Annotated in this window: 13 protein-coding genes; 11 read left to right on the forward strand and 2 right to left on the reverse strand. The window is 34.2% G+C overall.

Annotated elements, in window-relative coordinates; all coding sequences use genetic code 11:
- Window positions 1–10: 10 nt before the first annotated feature.
- Window positions 11–2,224, reverse strand: coding sequence for an FUSC family membrane protein (locus tag C8C87_RS04900; protein ID WP_121341636.1), 2,214 nt, complete (start codon window positions 2,222–2,224; stop codon window positions 11–13).
- A gap of 196 nt (window positions 2,225–2,420) precedes the next feature.
- Between C8C87_RS04900 and def the strand changes: the two genes are divergently transcribed.
- From def to C8C87_RS04920, 4 genes are all read left to right on the forward strand, one after another.
- Entirely contained in the window at window positions 2,421–3,008 is a 588-nt protein-coding gene (gene def, locus C8C87_RS04905; RefSeq protein WP_121341638.1) for a peptide deformylase, read from the forward strand.
- Between the two features lie 89 nt (window positions 3,009–3,097).
- Window positions 3,098–3,598 (forward strand): DUF5606 domain-containing protein, encoded by a 501-nt coding sequence (locus C8C87_RS04910; protein ID WP_099715871.1) that lies wholly within the window; start codon window positions 3,098–3,100, stop codon window positions 3,596–3,598.
- A gap of 81 nt (window positions 3,599–3,679) precedes the next feature.
- Complete coding sequence (mazG, locus tag C8C87_RS04915; protein WP_121341641.1) at window positions 3,680–4,462, forward strand: nucleoside triphosphate pyrophosphohydrolase; 783 nt, start codon at window positions 3,680–3,682, stop codon at window positions 4,460–4,462.
- 107 nt (window positions 4,463–4,569) lie between these two features.
- Window positions 4,570–6,018, forward strand: a complete 1,449-nt coding sequence (locus tag C8C87_RS04920) for an APC family permease (protein ID WP_121341644.1) — start codon at window positions 4,570–4,572, stop codon at window positions 6,016–6,018.
- 12 nt (window positions 6,019–6,030) lie between these two features.
- Here the strand turns inward: C8C87_RS04920 and C8C87_RS04925 are convergent, their stop codons facing one another.
- On the reverse strand, window positions 6,031–6,711 hold the full coding sequence (locus C8C87_RS04925; RefSeq protein WP_121341647.1) for a Crp/Fnr family transcriptional regulator: 681 nt from the start codon (window positions 6,709–6,711) through the stop codon (window positions 6,031–6,033).
- 109 nt (window positions 6,712–6,820) lie between these two features.
- Between C8C87_RS04925 and C8C87_RS04930 the strand changes: the two genes are divergently transcribed.
- From C8C87_RS04930 to C8C87_RS04965, 7 genes are all read left to right on the forward strand, one after another.
- Window positions 6,821–9,226, forward strand: coding sequence for a heavy metal translocating P-type ATPase metal-binding domain-containing protein (locus C8C87_RS04930; protein ID WP_121343292.1), 2,406 nt, complete (start codon window positions 6,821–6,823; stop codon window positions 9,224–9,226).
- A 116-nt stretch (window positions 9,227–9,342) separates the two neighbouring features.
- Window positions 9,343–9,534: a cbb3-type cytochrome oxidase assembly protein CcoS gene (gene ccoS, locus C8C87_RS04935; protein WP_121341650.1), complete on the forward strand. Its 192-nt coding sequence runs from the start codon at window positions 9,343–9,345 to the stop codon at window positions 9,532–9,534.
- 61 nt (window positions 9,535–9,595) lie between these two features.
- The gene (gene ccoN / locus C8C87_RS04940; protein ID WP_121341653.1) at window positions 9,596–11,785 is read left to right on the forward strand and encodes a cytochrome-c oxidase, cbb3-type subunit I; all 2,190 of its coding nucleotides are present in this window, start codon (window positions 9,596–9,598) and stop codon (window positions 11,783–11,785) included.
- 203 nt (window positions 11,786–11,988) lie between these two features.
- Entirely contained in the window at window positions 11,989–12,888 is a 900-nt protein-coding gene (locus C8C87_RS04950; protein ID WP_121341654.1) for a cbb3-type cytochrome c oxidase N-terminal domain-containing protein, read from the forward strand.
- Between the two features lie 76 nt (window positions 12,889–12,964).
- Complete coding sequence (gene ccoG / locus C8C87_RS04955; protein ID WP_121341657.1) at window positions 12,965–14,383, forward strand: cytochrome c oxidase accessory protein CcoG; 1,419 nt, start codon at window positions 12,965–12,967, stop codon at window positions 14,381–14,383.
- Between the two features lie 42 nt (window positions 14,384–14,425).
- The gene (locus tag C8C87_RS04960; protein ID WP_121341660.1) at window positions 14,426–14,878 is read left to right on the forward strand and encodes a FixH family protein; all 453 of its coding nucleotides are present in this window, start codon (window positions 14,426–14,428) and stop codon (window positions 14,876–14,878) included.
- Between the two features lie 73 nt (window positions 14,879–14,951).
- A complete protein-coding gene (locus C8C87_RS04965) occupies window positions 14,952–15,653 on the forward strand; it encodes a sulfite exporter TauE/SafE family protein (RefSeq protein WP_121341663.1) in 702 nt (233 codons plus the stop codon).
- The last annotated feature ends 59 nt before the right edge of the window (window positions 15,654–15,712 follow it).

The raw sequence follows: 15,712 nt of genomic DNA on the forward strand, positions 1-15,712 counted from the left end.
GAACACTTTTTTAAAATTCCATTAATTCTTTTGTGGTTTTTAAAATATTTTCAGAGAGATTAGTCAACCAGATTAATTGTTCTATAACCAATTGCGCTTCCTGCATTTTCAATTGAAACGCTTCTTCATCAATAGGAATTCCTTCTTTTAACTCTTTGGCTCTAATGTTTTTTAATTCCGTAAATCGCATGGCCAAATCTTCTTTTGCGAGATTTTCTTTTAGATATAATTCATTTTCTTTCAAAAGTGCAATTGCATTATCCAGATTTCTAATGACAGTATCTACTACAACATTGAACGCTTCAGAAGCTGATGTAGTTTTGTGCGATTGAATGTATGTTCCTAACGAAGCTGATGATGATAGCAATGAATGATTCAGCACCGCTAATTTATATACTTGTGGTAATTGCTTTTGTTTCGATTTTGGTTCTTGCACCATTCTTTGGAATGAAGCCATTAAATTTCCTATTTCGATAAAAGCATTTTTTCGGGCCAAACGATACGAAGTAGAAATAGTCCCTTTTTTATTGTAAAAAAGCGAAATTTCTTTCAAGTAATTTTGATTTGCAATAATCGATTTTTCTATGTGTGACGGAATATTTAAAAACTCCCACGAAGGCCATAAAAAGTGATTGGCAAGAAAAGCTAAAGCAGAACCTACAACGGTATCGAGTATTCTATATTGAACTACATCAACAATATTAGGAGTTAATATCCCGTAAATAAAAACAACATACATGGTCACAAATGTGGCGCTGACTTTATAATTTATTTGGGTAAATGAAAATCCTAAAAGCATGCTTAAAATAGAAAGTATACTGATTGTGATGTTATCGTGTACCAATGAAAGAATCCCAAAAGCGATTAATCCGCCTATGATAGTACCGAAAATTCTATGAAAAGATCGTTGTTTCGTTAAGCCATATCCAGGTCGCATGATAACTATGATAGTCAACAAAATCCAATAGACGTTATGAAAAGGCAGTATGTTTCCAATGATAAAACCAAGCAATAATGTTATGGTTAGTCGTAACGAATGTCTAAAAATTGTCGAAGAGAAACTGAAATTTTCAATTAAAGTGCTCAAAGGATAATATTGAGGCGTCAGGAATTTCTCTAAGTCTTTGTCCTGTTCTTTAAAATCCTGTGAATTGAAGGCTAGCGTAAAAGCACGTTCTACAATTTTTATTTTCTCCACTTGTTTTTCAGCATACTGTAGCATAGTGGTCAGCATAAAAACGCCTTCGGAAGCGGGAACTTTACCTAAATCATTTTCATAATCAGTGATAGCAAGTTGCAAAGCATTCAAGTCACCTCGTAAAGTATGTTTAGAGATGTATTTAGTTCGGTTTTGTACGCTTTTGGACAATTTTTTTAAACTTGCGGCAAGATTGTAGGCTAGTTTTTGATAGGTTAACAAGACCTTTGGATGGTCGTCAAATTTTTGATGCAATTTATCATGGTCGAATGAAGTAGCTAATGCAAGCTCTAGAATTTCCATCAATGAAATAAAAACGATTAACATTTTTCGGTTTTGATTGGAAGATCCAGAAGTTGTATGACTGCTAATCAATACTTCTCTTATGTTTTGTCGAATGGTATTCAGTTCTACCTGAAGGTGTAATTGTTTTTCAATAATTGCTTTTCTATCAGTATTAATCGTCCATAAATCGCCTCTTAATTTTAAATATTTAGCCGTAAGTTTAATGCATTCTGCAATTTGTAATTCAACATAGCGATGAGGTCTTACATAATGAAAAATGAGGGAAATCATTAGGTAAAATAATCCTCCGGATAATATTAAAAGGGAGTGTTGGACCATTGCCCAACCGGTATTGATACTTGCAAACGCCAATGAAACTGAAATTAGCGCAGAGAAAGAGACCATTGTTGCCCGTTGTCCATAGACGGAAATCATCGAAATCAGAAAAATTAATACAGCCAAAAAAGGATAGAAAATCAAGGAATAAGGATAGACAATATTCACTAACAAATTGACACCTGCAACAAGTAAAGCCGTAACCAGAATACCGTTTATTTTATGTTTTAGATTGCTGGGAATATCGCTTGGATAAGTGAAAAAAGCACCTAAAGCGATGGTAAAACCTATTTCGAATTTGCCTAAAAAGGAAAGTACTACAACCGGAATAACTGCTGCTATTGTTACTTTTAGAGCATTAGTGAAATAAGTGCTGTCGGTAAATTTTCGGATTTTGTAAATCATACAATTGGATTACAAGCAAAGGTAAGAATTGAGTGACTGATTCAAAGAATAATTTGCCCTGTTTTTGCCTAAATGGTAAAAAAACGCGAATTATCAATACAGGATTATTCATTGTCTATTTTTTTACTATTTTTGCACACTGAATTAAAGGGAAACTTATTTCAGTTTATAGTAGATAATACTTAATATAAAAACAATGATTTTACCAATTATAGGATACGGTGATCCAGTTTTAAGAAAAGTAGGCGAGGTTCTTTCACCAGAGCATCCTAATTTGAAAGAAACGATTGCTAATATGTACGAAACGATGTATAATGCCTATGGTGTTGGACTTGCCGCACCTCAAGTAGGAATGGCACTTCGTTTATTTGTAATCGATACGACGCCTTTTAGCGATGATGAAGAATTAGGAGACACAGAACAAAAAGAATTAAAAGGATTCAAAAGAACTTTTATCAATGCAAAAATGATAAAAGAAGAAGGTGAAGAGTGGAGTTTTAATGAAGGTTGCTTGAGCATTCCAGACGTTAGAGAAGATGTATATAGAAATCCAACCATAACAATTGAATATTGCGAAGAGGATTTTGTAATGAAAACCGAAGTTTTTGATGGATTAATAGCCAGAGTAATCCAACATGAATACGATCATATTGAAGGAGTATTATTCACAGATAAAATTTCGTCATTAAAAAAACGATTGATTCAAAAGAAATTGAAAAACATTTTGGAAGGAAAAACATTCCAAGACTACCGAATGAAATTTTTTGCTAAAAAAGGAAGATAAAACAGCTTTTACAGCTTTATCTTGGTATGATTTTTGGTTTTAAATGAAAAAATAAATAAGTCAAATTCTTAATAATAATTACACAAAACATGAATTTAGAAAAAATATTAGCCATTTCTGGGAAACCAGGTTTATATGTATTAAGAGTGCAAACACGTACTGGGTTTGTTGCTGAATCATTATTGGATGGAAAAAAAATCACAGTAAACTTAAAAAGTAATGTGAGTTTATTGTCGGAAATTTCAATTTATACGTATGAAGGCGAAAAACCATTAGCTGAAATCATGCAAAAAATTGCTGATAAGGAAAACAAAGGTCAAGCAATTTCACATAAAGAAGACAATGCTACATTGACAGCTTATTTCAAAGAAATTTTACCTGATTATGATGAAGAAAGAGTGTATCCTTCTGATATCAAAAAAGTTTTAAACTGGTATAATATGTTGCAAGCAAAAGGATTAGTTACTGATGAAGTACCTGCTGCTACTGAAGAAACACCGGCTGCTGAAGAACTTGTTGCTGTTGCTGAAGAAGTTCCTGCAACAGAAACTAAAACTCCTGCTAAAAAAGCAAAAGCTAAAAAAGAGTAATTCTATTTTAAAATAATATTTAATCCTGTTCAGCTATTTTTCTGAACAGGATTTTTTTATTTTTACCAAAAACCATTTCTGATGAATTCAAGACAAAACCAACTGCAAGCTTTCGAAAGATTATTAGACATTATGGATGATTTGCGAGAAAAATGTCCTTGGGACAAAAAGCAAACCATGCAAACGTTACGTCATCTTACTATTGAAGAAACCTACGAATTAGGTGATGCTATTTTAGACAATGATTTAAACGAAGTCAAAAAAGAACTTGGGGATTTGTTATTGCATATTGTTTTTTATGCCAAAATAGGAAGCGAGACGGACGATTTTGATATGGCCGATGTCTGTAATGAAATCTGTGAAAAGCTAATTCACCGTCATCCCCATATTTATAGTGATGTTGTGGTAAAAGACGAGGAAGAAGTAAAGCAGAATTGGGAAAAATTGAAACTCAAAGAAGGTAAAAAATCTGTTTTGGAAGGTGTTCCAAAAAGTTTACCCGCATTAGTTAAAGCAAGCCGAATTCAGGATAAAGTAAAAGGAGTAGGTTTTGATTGGGAGGAATCGCATCAGGTTTGGGATAAGGTTCAAGAAGAATTGGAAGAATTGCAAGTCGAGGTTCAATCAGGAGATCAAGATAAAATTGAAGCCGAATTTGGAGATGTTTTATTTTCGATGATCAATTACGCCCGATTTCTTAACGTAAATCCAGAAGATGCTTTGGAACGCACCAATAAAAAATTCATTAAACGCTTTCAATATTTGGAAAGTAAAGCCGGAGAATTAGGAAAACCTTTAATGGATATGACTTTAGCTGAAATGGATGTTTTTTGGGAAGAAGCAAAGCGTCTTCCTAATAAATAGGAATTGGAAATCTATGATTTCCAAATAACTCAATTTTGGGAAGAAGCGAAGAAATTATAGTGTTCAGTATTAAATAATTAAATTACCATCATTTATAAAATTATCCAATGCCAGAAAATAAAACCGAGTTAAAACGTTCTTTAGGATTAATTGATGCCACGAGTTTAGTAGCCGGTTCCATGATAGGATCCGGGATTTTCATAGTTACATCAGCTATGGCAAGAGATATTGGATCTGCTGCCTGGTTATTGGTGATTTGGTTGGTAACGGGATTAATCACGGTCGCTGCGGCATTGAGTTACGGAGAATTGGCAGGAATGATGCCTAATGCGGGCGGACAATTTGTTTACATACAACGCGCCTACGGAAGATTAGTTTCTTTCCTGTACGGTTGGACCGTTTTCACAGTAATTCAAACGGGAGTTATTGCCGCAATTGCTGTTACTTTCGCTAATTATGCAGCTATCTTCTTTCCTGTTCTGGATCATACACTTTTTACGGTTGGTACCGGTTTTGTTTTTTCGTACCAAAAAGTGTTGGCTATTTTTAGTATAATACTGCTCACGTACATTAATACCAAAGGTGTCGAAAGCGGAAAAACAGTTCAATTGATTTTTACCTCGGCTAAATTAATTGCGCTTTTTGCATTGATTATTTTAGGATTGTATGTTGGTTTACAAACGGATGTTTTGTCCAATAATTTCGAAAATATGTGGGAAGCCAGCAAAACAGTTGTGAATCCTGACGGAACAATTACAGTAACAAAATTAGCAGGAATGGCAATTTTGGGCGCTGCAGGAGCTACTATTATTAACTCTTTATTTTCAAGTGATGCCTGGAATAATGTTACTTTCATTGCAGGGGAAATTAAAGAACCCAAAAAGAATATTCCCCGAAGTTTGTTTCTTGGAACCTTGATTGTTACCATTATTTATGTTTTAGCGAATGTTGCTTATTTGGCTTTGTTGCCAATGCAGGGAACTCCAAACGCTGCTGATATTGCCGGTAACGGAATCATGTTTGCCGGTAATGACAGAGTAGGAGCAGCGGCTGCAAGTATGATTATGGGAAATGTAAGTGTTTTTGTAATGGCTGGCTTAATTATGGTTTCCACTTTTGGTTGCAATAGCGGTTTGATTCTTTCGGGAGGAAGATTGTTTTTTGCAATGGCAAAAGACAGATTGTTTTTTAAACAAGCAACTGAATTAAACAAAAATCAGGTTCCTGCAAAAGCATTATGGGTACAATGTATCTGGGCTTGTGTACTTTGTATTTCAGGAAAATTTGGAGACTTGTTAACGTATGCGACTTTTGCGTCTTTGTTATTTTATATACTGACGATTCTGGGTGTTTTCATCCTTCGAAAAAAAGAACCCAATGCAGATAGACCTTATAAAGCGTTTGGGTATCCATTTGTACCTGTACTTTATATTGTGGTTACAGTGGCAATTTGTCTCACTTTATTGATTTATGATACATTCAATACAGGCTTGGGATTGTGTATTGTGGCGTTGGGAATTCCGGTGTATTATTTTGTGATGAATAAGAAAGACTAAAGTGAATTGGAATTAATCTGCTAATTTTTTTAGTTTGTTGATGTCTTTTAGGGTTATTTTTTTTCCATTCAATTCAATAAGTCCTAGTTTATTAAAATCAGAAAGTAAACGGATGCAACTTTCAGTCGCAGTGCCAATAATACTGGCTAGTTCATCTCTGGAAAGTTGTATTTTTAACGAATTATCCTCGTTTTTTCCAAAGGTATTGTGTAAATAAAGAAGCGTTTCGGCTAATCTTTCTTTGACTGTTTTTTGGGCTAAATTCACCATATGACCATCGGCTTCTTTTAGGTCACCGCAAATAGTTTTCATCACATTCATCGAAAACTGATTGTTTTTGTCAAAATATCCCATCACTTCTGACTTTGGAATAAAACAAACTTGCATGTCTTCAAGAGCTACGGCGCTTAGATTTACCGGTTCATCACTAATCATGGAACGTTGTCCCAATAATTCACCTTTTGTAACCAATTTTACAATGTGATCTTTACCATTTGCACTGAGTTTAGTCAGTTTACAAACACCATCTTTTATACAATAAATGCCATTTACATTTTCTCCTTCTTCAAATATAACCTCCCCCTTTTTAATGATATGGGATGTTTTACAGTCAGAAAGTTTTAGTAATTCTTCTTTAGTAAGTGCTTTTAAAGAGCTAAATTCTCTGACGATACATTGTTCGCATTTGCTCATATTGTTTGTGATTTATTGGTACTACAAAACTAACTATTTAATATGACAAATATCATATTTTTAACTCATTCGATTAATGACCTTTGTTCAAGGTAAAATGAGCAAAGTTATGGACACACAAAACTGTTTCCATTGTGGGTTAGATATTATAGTAGAAGAAAAAATTATTTTTGACACAAAAAATTTTTGTTGCAATGGTTGTAAAACCGTTTACGAAATTTTTAGTCTGAATGATTTGACTTGTTATTATGATTTTGAAAAATCCCCTGGAGCAACCCCGCAAGACATTAATGGTAAATATGATTTTTTAGACAATGAAAGTATTGTATCCAAACTTTTGGAATTTCAAGAAAATTCAACCGCAATTATTTCACTTAACATTCCTCATATTCATTGTAGCTCGTGTATTTGGATTCTGGAAAATCTACAGCGTCTTCAAAAAGGAATAAGCACTTCTCAGGTTAATTTCCCTGAAAAAAGAGTCCGAATCACTTTCAATCCAGAAGTAGTTTCTATCAAAACGATTGTTTATTTGTTGAGCTCCATCGGTTACGAACCCTACATCAGTTTAGAAAACTATGAAACGGGAAGCAATAATGTCGATAGAAGTTTAACGTATAAACTGGGCGTTGCTTTCTTTTGTTTTGGAAATATCATGTTGCTTTCGTTTCCGGAATATTTTGAAGTAAAAGAATATTGGTTAGACCAATACCGTGGCTTTTTTCGCTGGTTGATTTTTGCTTTAGCGTTACCCAGTTTCTTTTACTCGGCGAGTGGCTATTATGTTTCGGCGTATAAAAGTATCAAAACCAAAATGCTCAACATCGATATTCCTATTGCTTTAGGGATTGTTGTAATGTTTGTGCGAAGTACGTTTGATATCGTCATGGATTACGGTTCCGGTTTTTTCGACAGCTTAACCGGATTGATTTTCTTTATGCTTTTGGGGAAAATGTTCCAAATCAAAACCTATAGTTTTTTGAGTTTCGAAAGGGATTTTAAATCCTATTTTCCAATAGCAATTACCAAAATTAATCCTGATTTATCAGAGGAAAGCGTTGCGATTTACGAAGTTGAAAAAGGCGATCGATTACTTATCAGAAACCAAGAACTCATACCGGTTGATGGGATTCTAATTTCGGAAAAAGCTGAAATCGATTATAGTTTTGTCACGGGAGAAGCAATTCCTATTACGAAACATTCTGGTGATAAAGTATTTGCCGGAGGAAAACAAATAGGGAAAGTAATCGAGATGGAAGTATTACATTCTGTTTCCCAAAGTTACTTGACGCAATTATGGAGTAATGATGTGTTCCAAAAAAATGTGGAGCAAAAACACAAAACGATTACCGATAGCATCAGCCGTTATTTTACACCTATTTTATTATTGATTGCTTTTGCAGGCTTCGGCTATTGGATTTTTATTGATGCCAATACCGCTTTCAATGTGTTTACAGCAGTGCTTATTGTTGCTTGTCCTTGTGCTTTAGCATTGACAGCACCATTCACTTTTGGGAACGTATTACGTACTTTAGGAAAACAGAAATTCTATCTCAAAAATGCTTTGGTTATTGAGCAATTAGCAAAAGTTGATACGATTGTTTTTGATAAAACAGGAACGATTACCACCAATAAAAAATCGAATATTTCCTATGAAGGAACCGTTCTTTCCGATGAGAATTTGTTGCTGATAAAAAATGTGCTTCGGGCTTCAAACCATCCTTTGAGCCGAATGTTGTATGATTATTTGCCAATTCCAATTTTACAAAATAAATCAGAAAATGACACCAAAAAGTTGAAAGTAGATGCTTTTGAAGAAATTACCGGAAAAGGAATCCAAGCACAGATTTTTGGCCACCAAATTAAAATAGGTTCTGCAGCTTTTGTAGATAAAAAAGAAGAGACTAACATTCAGCAAACTTCGGTTCACATAAAGATAAATGATGTTTATTATGGGAAATTTATTTTCAATAATCAATATAGAGAAGGACTTGAAGAGCTTTTTAAAAGTTTAAAAAATAACTATCAAATCAAGGTTTTATCTGGCGACAATGAAGGTGAACGAGACACTCTTGAACAACTTTTGCCGAAAGGCACGGAATTGATTTTCAATCAGAAACCGGAACAAAAATTAGAATTTATTAAAAATTTGCAGGACAAGGGTAAAAATGTAATGATGGTTGGCGATGGATTGAACGATGCCGGAGCTTTGGCACAAAGTAATGTTGGGATTTCAATTTCTGAAAATGTGAATGTTTTTTCACCGGCTTGTGATGCTATTTTGGATGCTGGTGAGTTTCAAAAATTGAACTATTTCTTGAAATTATCCAAGAATTCCATTACGACTATCAAAATGAGTTTTGCACTTTCTTTATTGTACAATGTAGTGGGATTATCGTTTGCTATTACAGGTAATTTATTGCCTTTGGTTGCAGCTATTATCATGCCGTTGAGCACAATAACCATTGTGAGTTTTGTAACGGTGATGAGTAGTTATTATGCAAATAAAAAATAGAATTGTATACGTTTTGAGTTGCGCTTTCACATAAATTTAACAGATATCGATAAGTATGACAAATGTCATATTTTACTCCAAAACGTCAAAGTAACTTTGTTAACACAAATTAAGGTATGAGTGTCATTTATTTATTAATCTCCATCAGTATAATAGTCGCCATTGGTTTCTTTATTGCTTTTATACGAGCAGTAAAAACAGGTCAGTATGACGACGATTATACACCATCAGTCAGAATGTTATTTGACGATGAGCTAATTCAGTCGAAAGTTAAAAAAACGAAAAAAGAAAGTTCAACGACTTTGTAATATTCAATTTTATGACTTTCAACAAAACAAATAATAAACAACTTTAAAAATAATTATAAATATGGAAATGCAGCAGTTTTATTATGACAACAAAATTGTAAAAAAATTCATTTACGCAACCATTGTCTTTGGAGTGGTAGGGATGTTAGTAGGGCTTACATTGGCCTTTATGTTCCTTTTTCCAAATATTACTGATGGTATTTCGTGGTTGAGTTATGGTCGATTAAGACCTTTACACACCAATGCAGTTATTTTTGCTTTCGTAGGAAATGCAATGTTTGCGGGTATTTATTACTCGTTGCAACGATTGTTAAAAGCCAGAATGTACAGTGATTTTTTGAGTAATCTTAATTTCTGGGGTTGGCAATTAATCATTGTTGCTGCAGCCATATCATTACCATTAGGCTATAGTTCTTCTAAAGAATATGCCGAATTAGAATGGCCAATAGATATTGCGATTGCATTAATTTGGGTTGTTTTTGGTATCAATATGATTGGAACTATTATAAAACGTAGAGAGCGCCATTTATATGTCGCGATTTGGTTTTACCTGGCAACATTCGTTACTGTGGCAGTTTTACATATTTTCAATAGTTTATCATTGCCGGTTTCTGGAATGAAAAGTTACTCTGTTTACGCAGGAGTTCAAGATGCTTTAGTACAATGGTGGTACGGTCATAATGCAGTTGCGTTTTTCTTGACTACACCTTTCTTAGGATTAATGTATTATTTTATTCCAAAAGCGGCGAATCGTCCCGTGTATTCTTATAGACTGTCAATTGTTCACTTTTGGTCATTAATCTTTATTTATATCTGGGCTGGACCTCACCATTTATTATATTCGGCTTTACCTAACTGGGCTCAAAATTTAGGGGTTGCTTTCTCTATTATGTTGATTGCGCCATCTTGGGGTGGAATGATAAACGGACTTTTAACCTTGAGAGGGGTTTGGGATAAAGTGCGTGTTGAACCCGTTTTGAAATTCTTTGTGGTAGCGATTACCGGTTACGGAATGGCGACTTTTGAAGGTCCGATGTTATCCTTAAAAAATGTAAATGCTATTGCGCATTACACGGATTGGATTATTGCTCACGTTCACGTTGGTGCATTGGCTTGGAATGGATTTATGGCTTTTGGTATGATTTATTGGTTGGTTCCTAGAATGACTAAAAGCAATTTGTACTCTCTTAAGTTAGCTAATTTCCACTTTTGGATTGGTACTTTAGGTATTATATTATATACGATTCCAATGTATGTTGCTGGTTTTTTACAAGCATCTATGTGGAAACAATTTAATCCGGACGGAACTTTAACCTACGGTAACTTCCTTGAGACAGTAACTCAAATTATGCCAATGTATTGGATGAGAGCTATTGGTGGAACCCTTTATTTAATTGGGATGTTTACTTTAGTTTATAATATTATCCAAACGGTTAGAGCAGGTTCTAAAATTGAAGATGAATTGGCTGAAGCTCCTGAATTATTGAAAATTAGTGCAGGAAGAGTAAAAGGAGAGAAATTCCACCCTTGGTTAGAAAGAAAACCGATTCAGTTAACCATTTTGGCAACTGTTGCTATTTTAATTGGTGGTGTTATCCAAATTGTTCCTACGATTATGGTTAAATCCAATATTCCAACCATTGCAAGTGTAAAACCGTATTCTCCATTAGAATTAGAAGGACGTGATTTATACATTCGTGAAGGTTGTGTTGGTTGTCACTCACAGTCTGTTCGTCCTTTCCGTAGTGAAGTGGAACGTTATGGACCGCAATCTAAAGCTGGGGAATTTGTGTATGATCATCCATTCCTTTGGGGTTCAAAACGTACTGGTCCGGATTTATTAAGAGTGGGTGCTAAGTATAATGATAATTGGCATTTTAACCACTTTTGGAATCCGCAAAGTATATCCGCAGGCTCCATTATGCCAGGATACAAATGGCTGTTTGATAATAAACCGATGGATGTTTCTTTGACTCAAAAGAAAATGCAGGTCATGGTTACGCTTGGAGTTCCTTACACTGAAGCTCAGATTGCTAGTGGTTTAGATGATTTAAGAAAACAAGCGATTGCAATTGAAGAAAACTTGAAAAATGACCCTGACTTTGTAAAAAGTTATGATGAAAGCAAGAAAAAAGCCGAAGCCAGAGGAGAAAAATTTGTTCCAATGAACGAAAGGGAAATCATCGCCTTGATTGCTTATATGCAAAGACTTGGAACAGATATTAAAGTAAAAGATATCGCTAAAAAATAAAAGTTATGTTCGAACAAATAAAACACAATATGGAAACGATAGAAGGTGTGGCAATATATCCCATCTTATCATTATTAATTTTTTTCGTCTTTTTCGTGGGCCTCGGTCTATGGGTGTTCTCTTATAAGAAAGAAACGATAAATGAATTGAGTCAAATTCCATTGAGAGACAATCAAATAGTATAATTTTTTAAAATTTAGAAAATGAAAAAATTAATTCCAGTATACGTTAGAGTACCTGTTATTTTCTTTGCTGTCATGATGGCAATGGAATATTTCATAGACTCAGGAGACAGACCTGCTTTTATAAAATTTCCAATGGTTTCTGTATTCTTATTCGTGTTCCTTTTCCTTTTGATAGCAATAGAAATCACGATGAAGGCAGTTGATAATATTACCTATCATTTATTGACCGAGGAACAAAAAAAACAATTAAATGAAGCAAATGATTTGAGTTTCAAGGATAGTGAATGGTACAAAAAGCTGATGGAAAAATTGACTAAAACCGAACCTTTAGCAAATGAAAATCAGTTATTATTAGAACACGATTACGATGGCATCAAAGAATTAGATAATAATTTGCCGCCTTGGTGGGTATATTTATTCTACGCTTGTATTCTTTTTGGCGTTGTTTATATGGTGCGATATGAAGTTTTAGGAGCTGATAATCAAGAAATGGAACTTAAAAAAGAAGTTGCTCAAGCCAAAATAGATATTGCAGAATACATGAAAACGGCTCCGGATTTAATGGATGAAAAAACGGTGACCTTGTTGACTGATCCTGCGGATTTAGCAGCTGGTAAAGAAATTTTTACTGCCAATTGCGCTGCTTGTCACAGAGCTGACGGTGGAGGACAAATTGGACCAAATCTAACGGATGAGAAATGGATTTTAGGTGGCGGAATAAAAAATGTATTTCATACGCTGGTAAATGGAGGACGTGACGGAAAAGGGATGATTTCTTGGAAAGGAACATTGAAACCTAAAGAAATGCAAAAAGTTGCCAGCTACATTTTATCCTTGAAAGGAAGCAATCCACCAGATGCTAAAGCTGCGGAAGGAGAAGTTTGGGTAGAAGAAAATGTTACTGTTGCAGTTAAATAACAATTAAAAACACACGTTTTTATTTAGCTTAAGAATTTTAATAATTATTTTGAACTTGTGTTTTAAATAAAAAGAAATGTCAAAATTACCAGACGAAGCTTTTAGAGATACCATCGGGACGATTGATGAAGAAGGAAACAGGAAATTTATTTTCCCTAAAATGCCTTCAGGAAAGTTTTATGATTACAGGAAATGGGTTAGTTATTTTTTACTGATTGTACTTGTTGCAAATCCTTTTATGAAGATAAATGGGAACCAGTTCATGATGTTCAATATATTGGAGCGTCGATTTAATATTTTCGGATTTCCATTTTGGCCTCAGGATATTTATCTATTCGTTCTTTTTATGATTATTGGCGTCGTTTTCGTCATCCTTTTTACAGTAATCTTTGGACGGATATTTTGCGGATGGATTTGTCCGCAGACCATCTTTTTAGAAATGGTCTTCCGCAGAATTGAATACTGGATTGAAGGTGATCGTGGTGCTCAGATTCGTTTGGAAAAACAGGAATGGAATGCAGAGAAAATCAGAAAAAAAGCCTTTAAATGGACAATTTTCTTAATCATTTCTTTTTTTATTGCCAATGTTTTTCTGGCGTATCTTATCAGTAGCGACAAGTTGCTTTTAATGATTGAAGAAGGACCAGAAAATCATTTAAGCACTTTAGTTTCTTTATTGATTTTCACCGGAGTTTTCTATTTTATTTTTGCGTGGTTCAGAGAACAAGTTTGTATTATCGCCTGTCCTTACGGAAGATTGCAAGGCGTTTTATTAGACGATAAATCGATAAACGTAGCATACGATTTTGTTCGTGGTGAAAAAGAAGTGGGCAGAGCAAAATTTAACAAACAAGAAGATAGAGCCGTAACTGGAAAAGGCGATTGTATTGATTGCAAGCAATGTGTAAATGTTTGTCCAACCGGAATTGATATCCGTAACGGGACTCAAATGGAATGTATCAATTGTACTGCTTGTATTGATGAATGTGACACGATTATGGATAGCGTAGGTTTACCCAAAGGGCTCATTCGATATGCATCTGAAGATGAAATTGAGAAAAAAGTAACGTTCAAGTTTACGCCTAGAATGAAAGGCTATTCAGCCGTATTATTCATTTTGACAGGTATTTTGATTGGATTATTGTTTTTACGTTCTGATGTTGAAGCCAGTATTTTGAGGCTTCCGGGTCAGTTATTCGAACACAAAGGCGAAAATATCAGTAACATTTATACTTTTAAAATCATCAATAAAACCAATACTGATTTTAATGATATTCATTTCAAGTTGGTGGGTATAAAAGGAACTTTAAAAGTGGTTGGGAAGCAAGATTTAAAAGTGCCTAAACAAGGTATGAATGGTGGAACGCTGTTTGTTGAAATCAACCAAAATTTATTGGACAGTGATAAAACAAAACTGAAAATTGAGGTTTATAATGGGGATGAAAAAATTGAAACGGCTACGACTAACTTTTTGAGTCCGCGTAGTTTTGATTAATATCCTTTTAAGTTGGGAATAGAATTTATAAAAAAATAGATCATGAAAATTAGCTGGGGAACAGGAATCGTAATCGCTTTTGGGTTGTTTATAACCTTCATTTTGTATTTTGTTTTTACGGTACAATCCGATTCAAAATATGACAACGAGTTGGTTGTAGAGGAATATTATAAACATGATGCGCATTTTGGAGATGAAATGACTCGTGTTCAAAATGTAGCAAATTTGGCTCAAAAGCCAACAATAAATAATGTTTCAAATGGAATTGAAATAATATTTCCAAAAGTATTTGTTCCAAAAAATATCAAAGGTAAAGTGTCCCTTTACAGACCGTCTAACAAAAAATTAGATTTTGAAATTCCAATTTCACTATCTGATGCTACTACTTTGCTCATACCTAAAAAAAGTTTGGCAGGCGGTCGATGGGACATTAATATGGAATGGCAATATGATGGAAAATCGTATTTGTCTAAAGAAACGATATATATCAATTAGTCTTAAAGTCAAAAGTCAGAAAGTCCATCAATTGGCTTTGAGGCTTTTAATTTTATGACATTAGACTAAAAAAATGCTTTATACTGCCTTCATTTTCGGTTTAATAAGTAGTTTTCACTGCATTGGTATGTGCGGTCCTATTGCTATGATGTTGCCCGTAGACAGAACGAATCAGACCAAAAAAGCAACTCAAATCATTACCTATCATTTAGGAAGATTAACGGCTTATGCTACAATAGGTTTTGTTTTTGGACTGCTTGGAAAAGGTTTTTTTATGGCCGGTTTACAACAGAATTTGTCCATATTCATTGGTGTAGCCATGATTTTGATAGTTGTAATTCCAGACAAACTTTTTGCGAAATATAATTTTTCAAAACCAGTTTTTAAATTAATTTCTAAAATCAAAACGGCGTTAGGAAGTCAGTTTAGAAATAAGAGTTACAAATCCCTGTTCACGATTGGTTTGCTGAATGGTTTTTTACCCTGCGGAATGGTTTATGTAGCTTTGTTTGGTGCTATCGCCATGCAAAGTGAGAGTTTGGGCGTTTTGTATATGATTTTATTCGGATTAGGAACCGTTCCTATGATGAGCAGCGTCGTGTATATCAATTCATTTCTTACGGTACCTATTCGAAACCGAATCCAAAAAGCGATTCCTTATGTAGCGGTATGTATTGGTTGCTTATTTATTTTAAGGGGATTGGGATTGGGAATTCCTTATATTTCCCCGTCAAATATGAGTTTATTTATTCAAGCTGATCCTAATTGTCATTAATATTCTAATAGTTTTGTATATAAAAGCACGCCATTCAGCGTGCTTTTTTATTTTGTAAG

The sequence above is a fragment of the Flavobacterium sp. 120 genome, from assembly GCF_003633605.1.
Taxonomy (GTDB): Bacteria; Bacteroidota; Bacteroidia; order Flavobacteriales; family Flavobacteriaceae; genus Flavobacterium; species Flavobacterium algoritolerans.

Coding starts and splice junctions, on each gene's coding strand:
- C8C87_RS04900 (WP_121341636.1), bottom strand. CDS start 2,224: ATGATTTACAAAATCCGAAAATTTACCGACAGCACTTATTTCACTAAT.
- def (WP_121341638.1), top strand. CDS start 2,421: ATGATTTTACCAATTATAGGATACGGTGATCCAGTTTTAAGAAAAGTA.
- C8C87_RS04910 (WP_099715871.1), top strand. CDS start 3,098: ATGAATTTAGAAAAAATATTAGCCATTTCTGGGAAACCAGGTTTATAT.
- mazG (WP_121341641.1), top strand. CDS start 3,680: ATGAATTCAAGACAAAACCAACTGCAAGCTTTCGAAAGATTATTAGAC.
- C8C87_RS04920 (WP_121341644.1), top strand. CDS start 4,570: ATGCCAGAAAATAAAACCGAGTTAAAACGTTCTTTAGGATTAATTGAT.
- C8C87_RS04925 (WP_121341647.1), bottom strand. CDS start 6,711: ATGAGCAAATGCGAACAATGTATCGTCAGAGAATTTAGCTCTTTAAAA.
- C8C87_RS04930 (WP_121343292.1), top strand. CDS start 6,821: ATGGACACACAAAACTGTTTCCATTGTGGGTTAGATATTATAGTAGAA.
- ccoS (WP_121341650.1), top strand. CDS start 9,343: ATGAGTGTCATTTATTTATTAATCTCCATCAGTATAATAGTCGCCATT.
- ccoN (WP_121341653.1), top strand. CDS start 9,596: ATGGAAATGCAGCAGTTTTATTATGACAACAAAATTGTAAAAAAATTC.
- C8C87_RS04950 (WP_121341654.1), top strand. CDS start 11,989: ATGAAAAAATTAATTCCAGTATACGTTAGAGTACCTGTTATTTTCTTT.
- ccoG (WP_121341657.1), top strand. CDS start 12,965: ATGTCAAAATTACCAGACGAAGCTTTTAGAGATACCATCGGGACGATT.
- C8C87_RS04960 (WP_121341660.1), top strand. CDS start 14,426: ATGAAAATTAGCTGGGGAACAGGAATCGTAATCGCTTTTGGGTTGTTT.
- C8C87_RS04965 (WP_121341663.1), top strand. CDS start 14,952: ATGCTTTATACTGCCTTCATTTTCGGTTTAATAAGTAGTTTTCACTGC.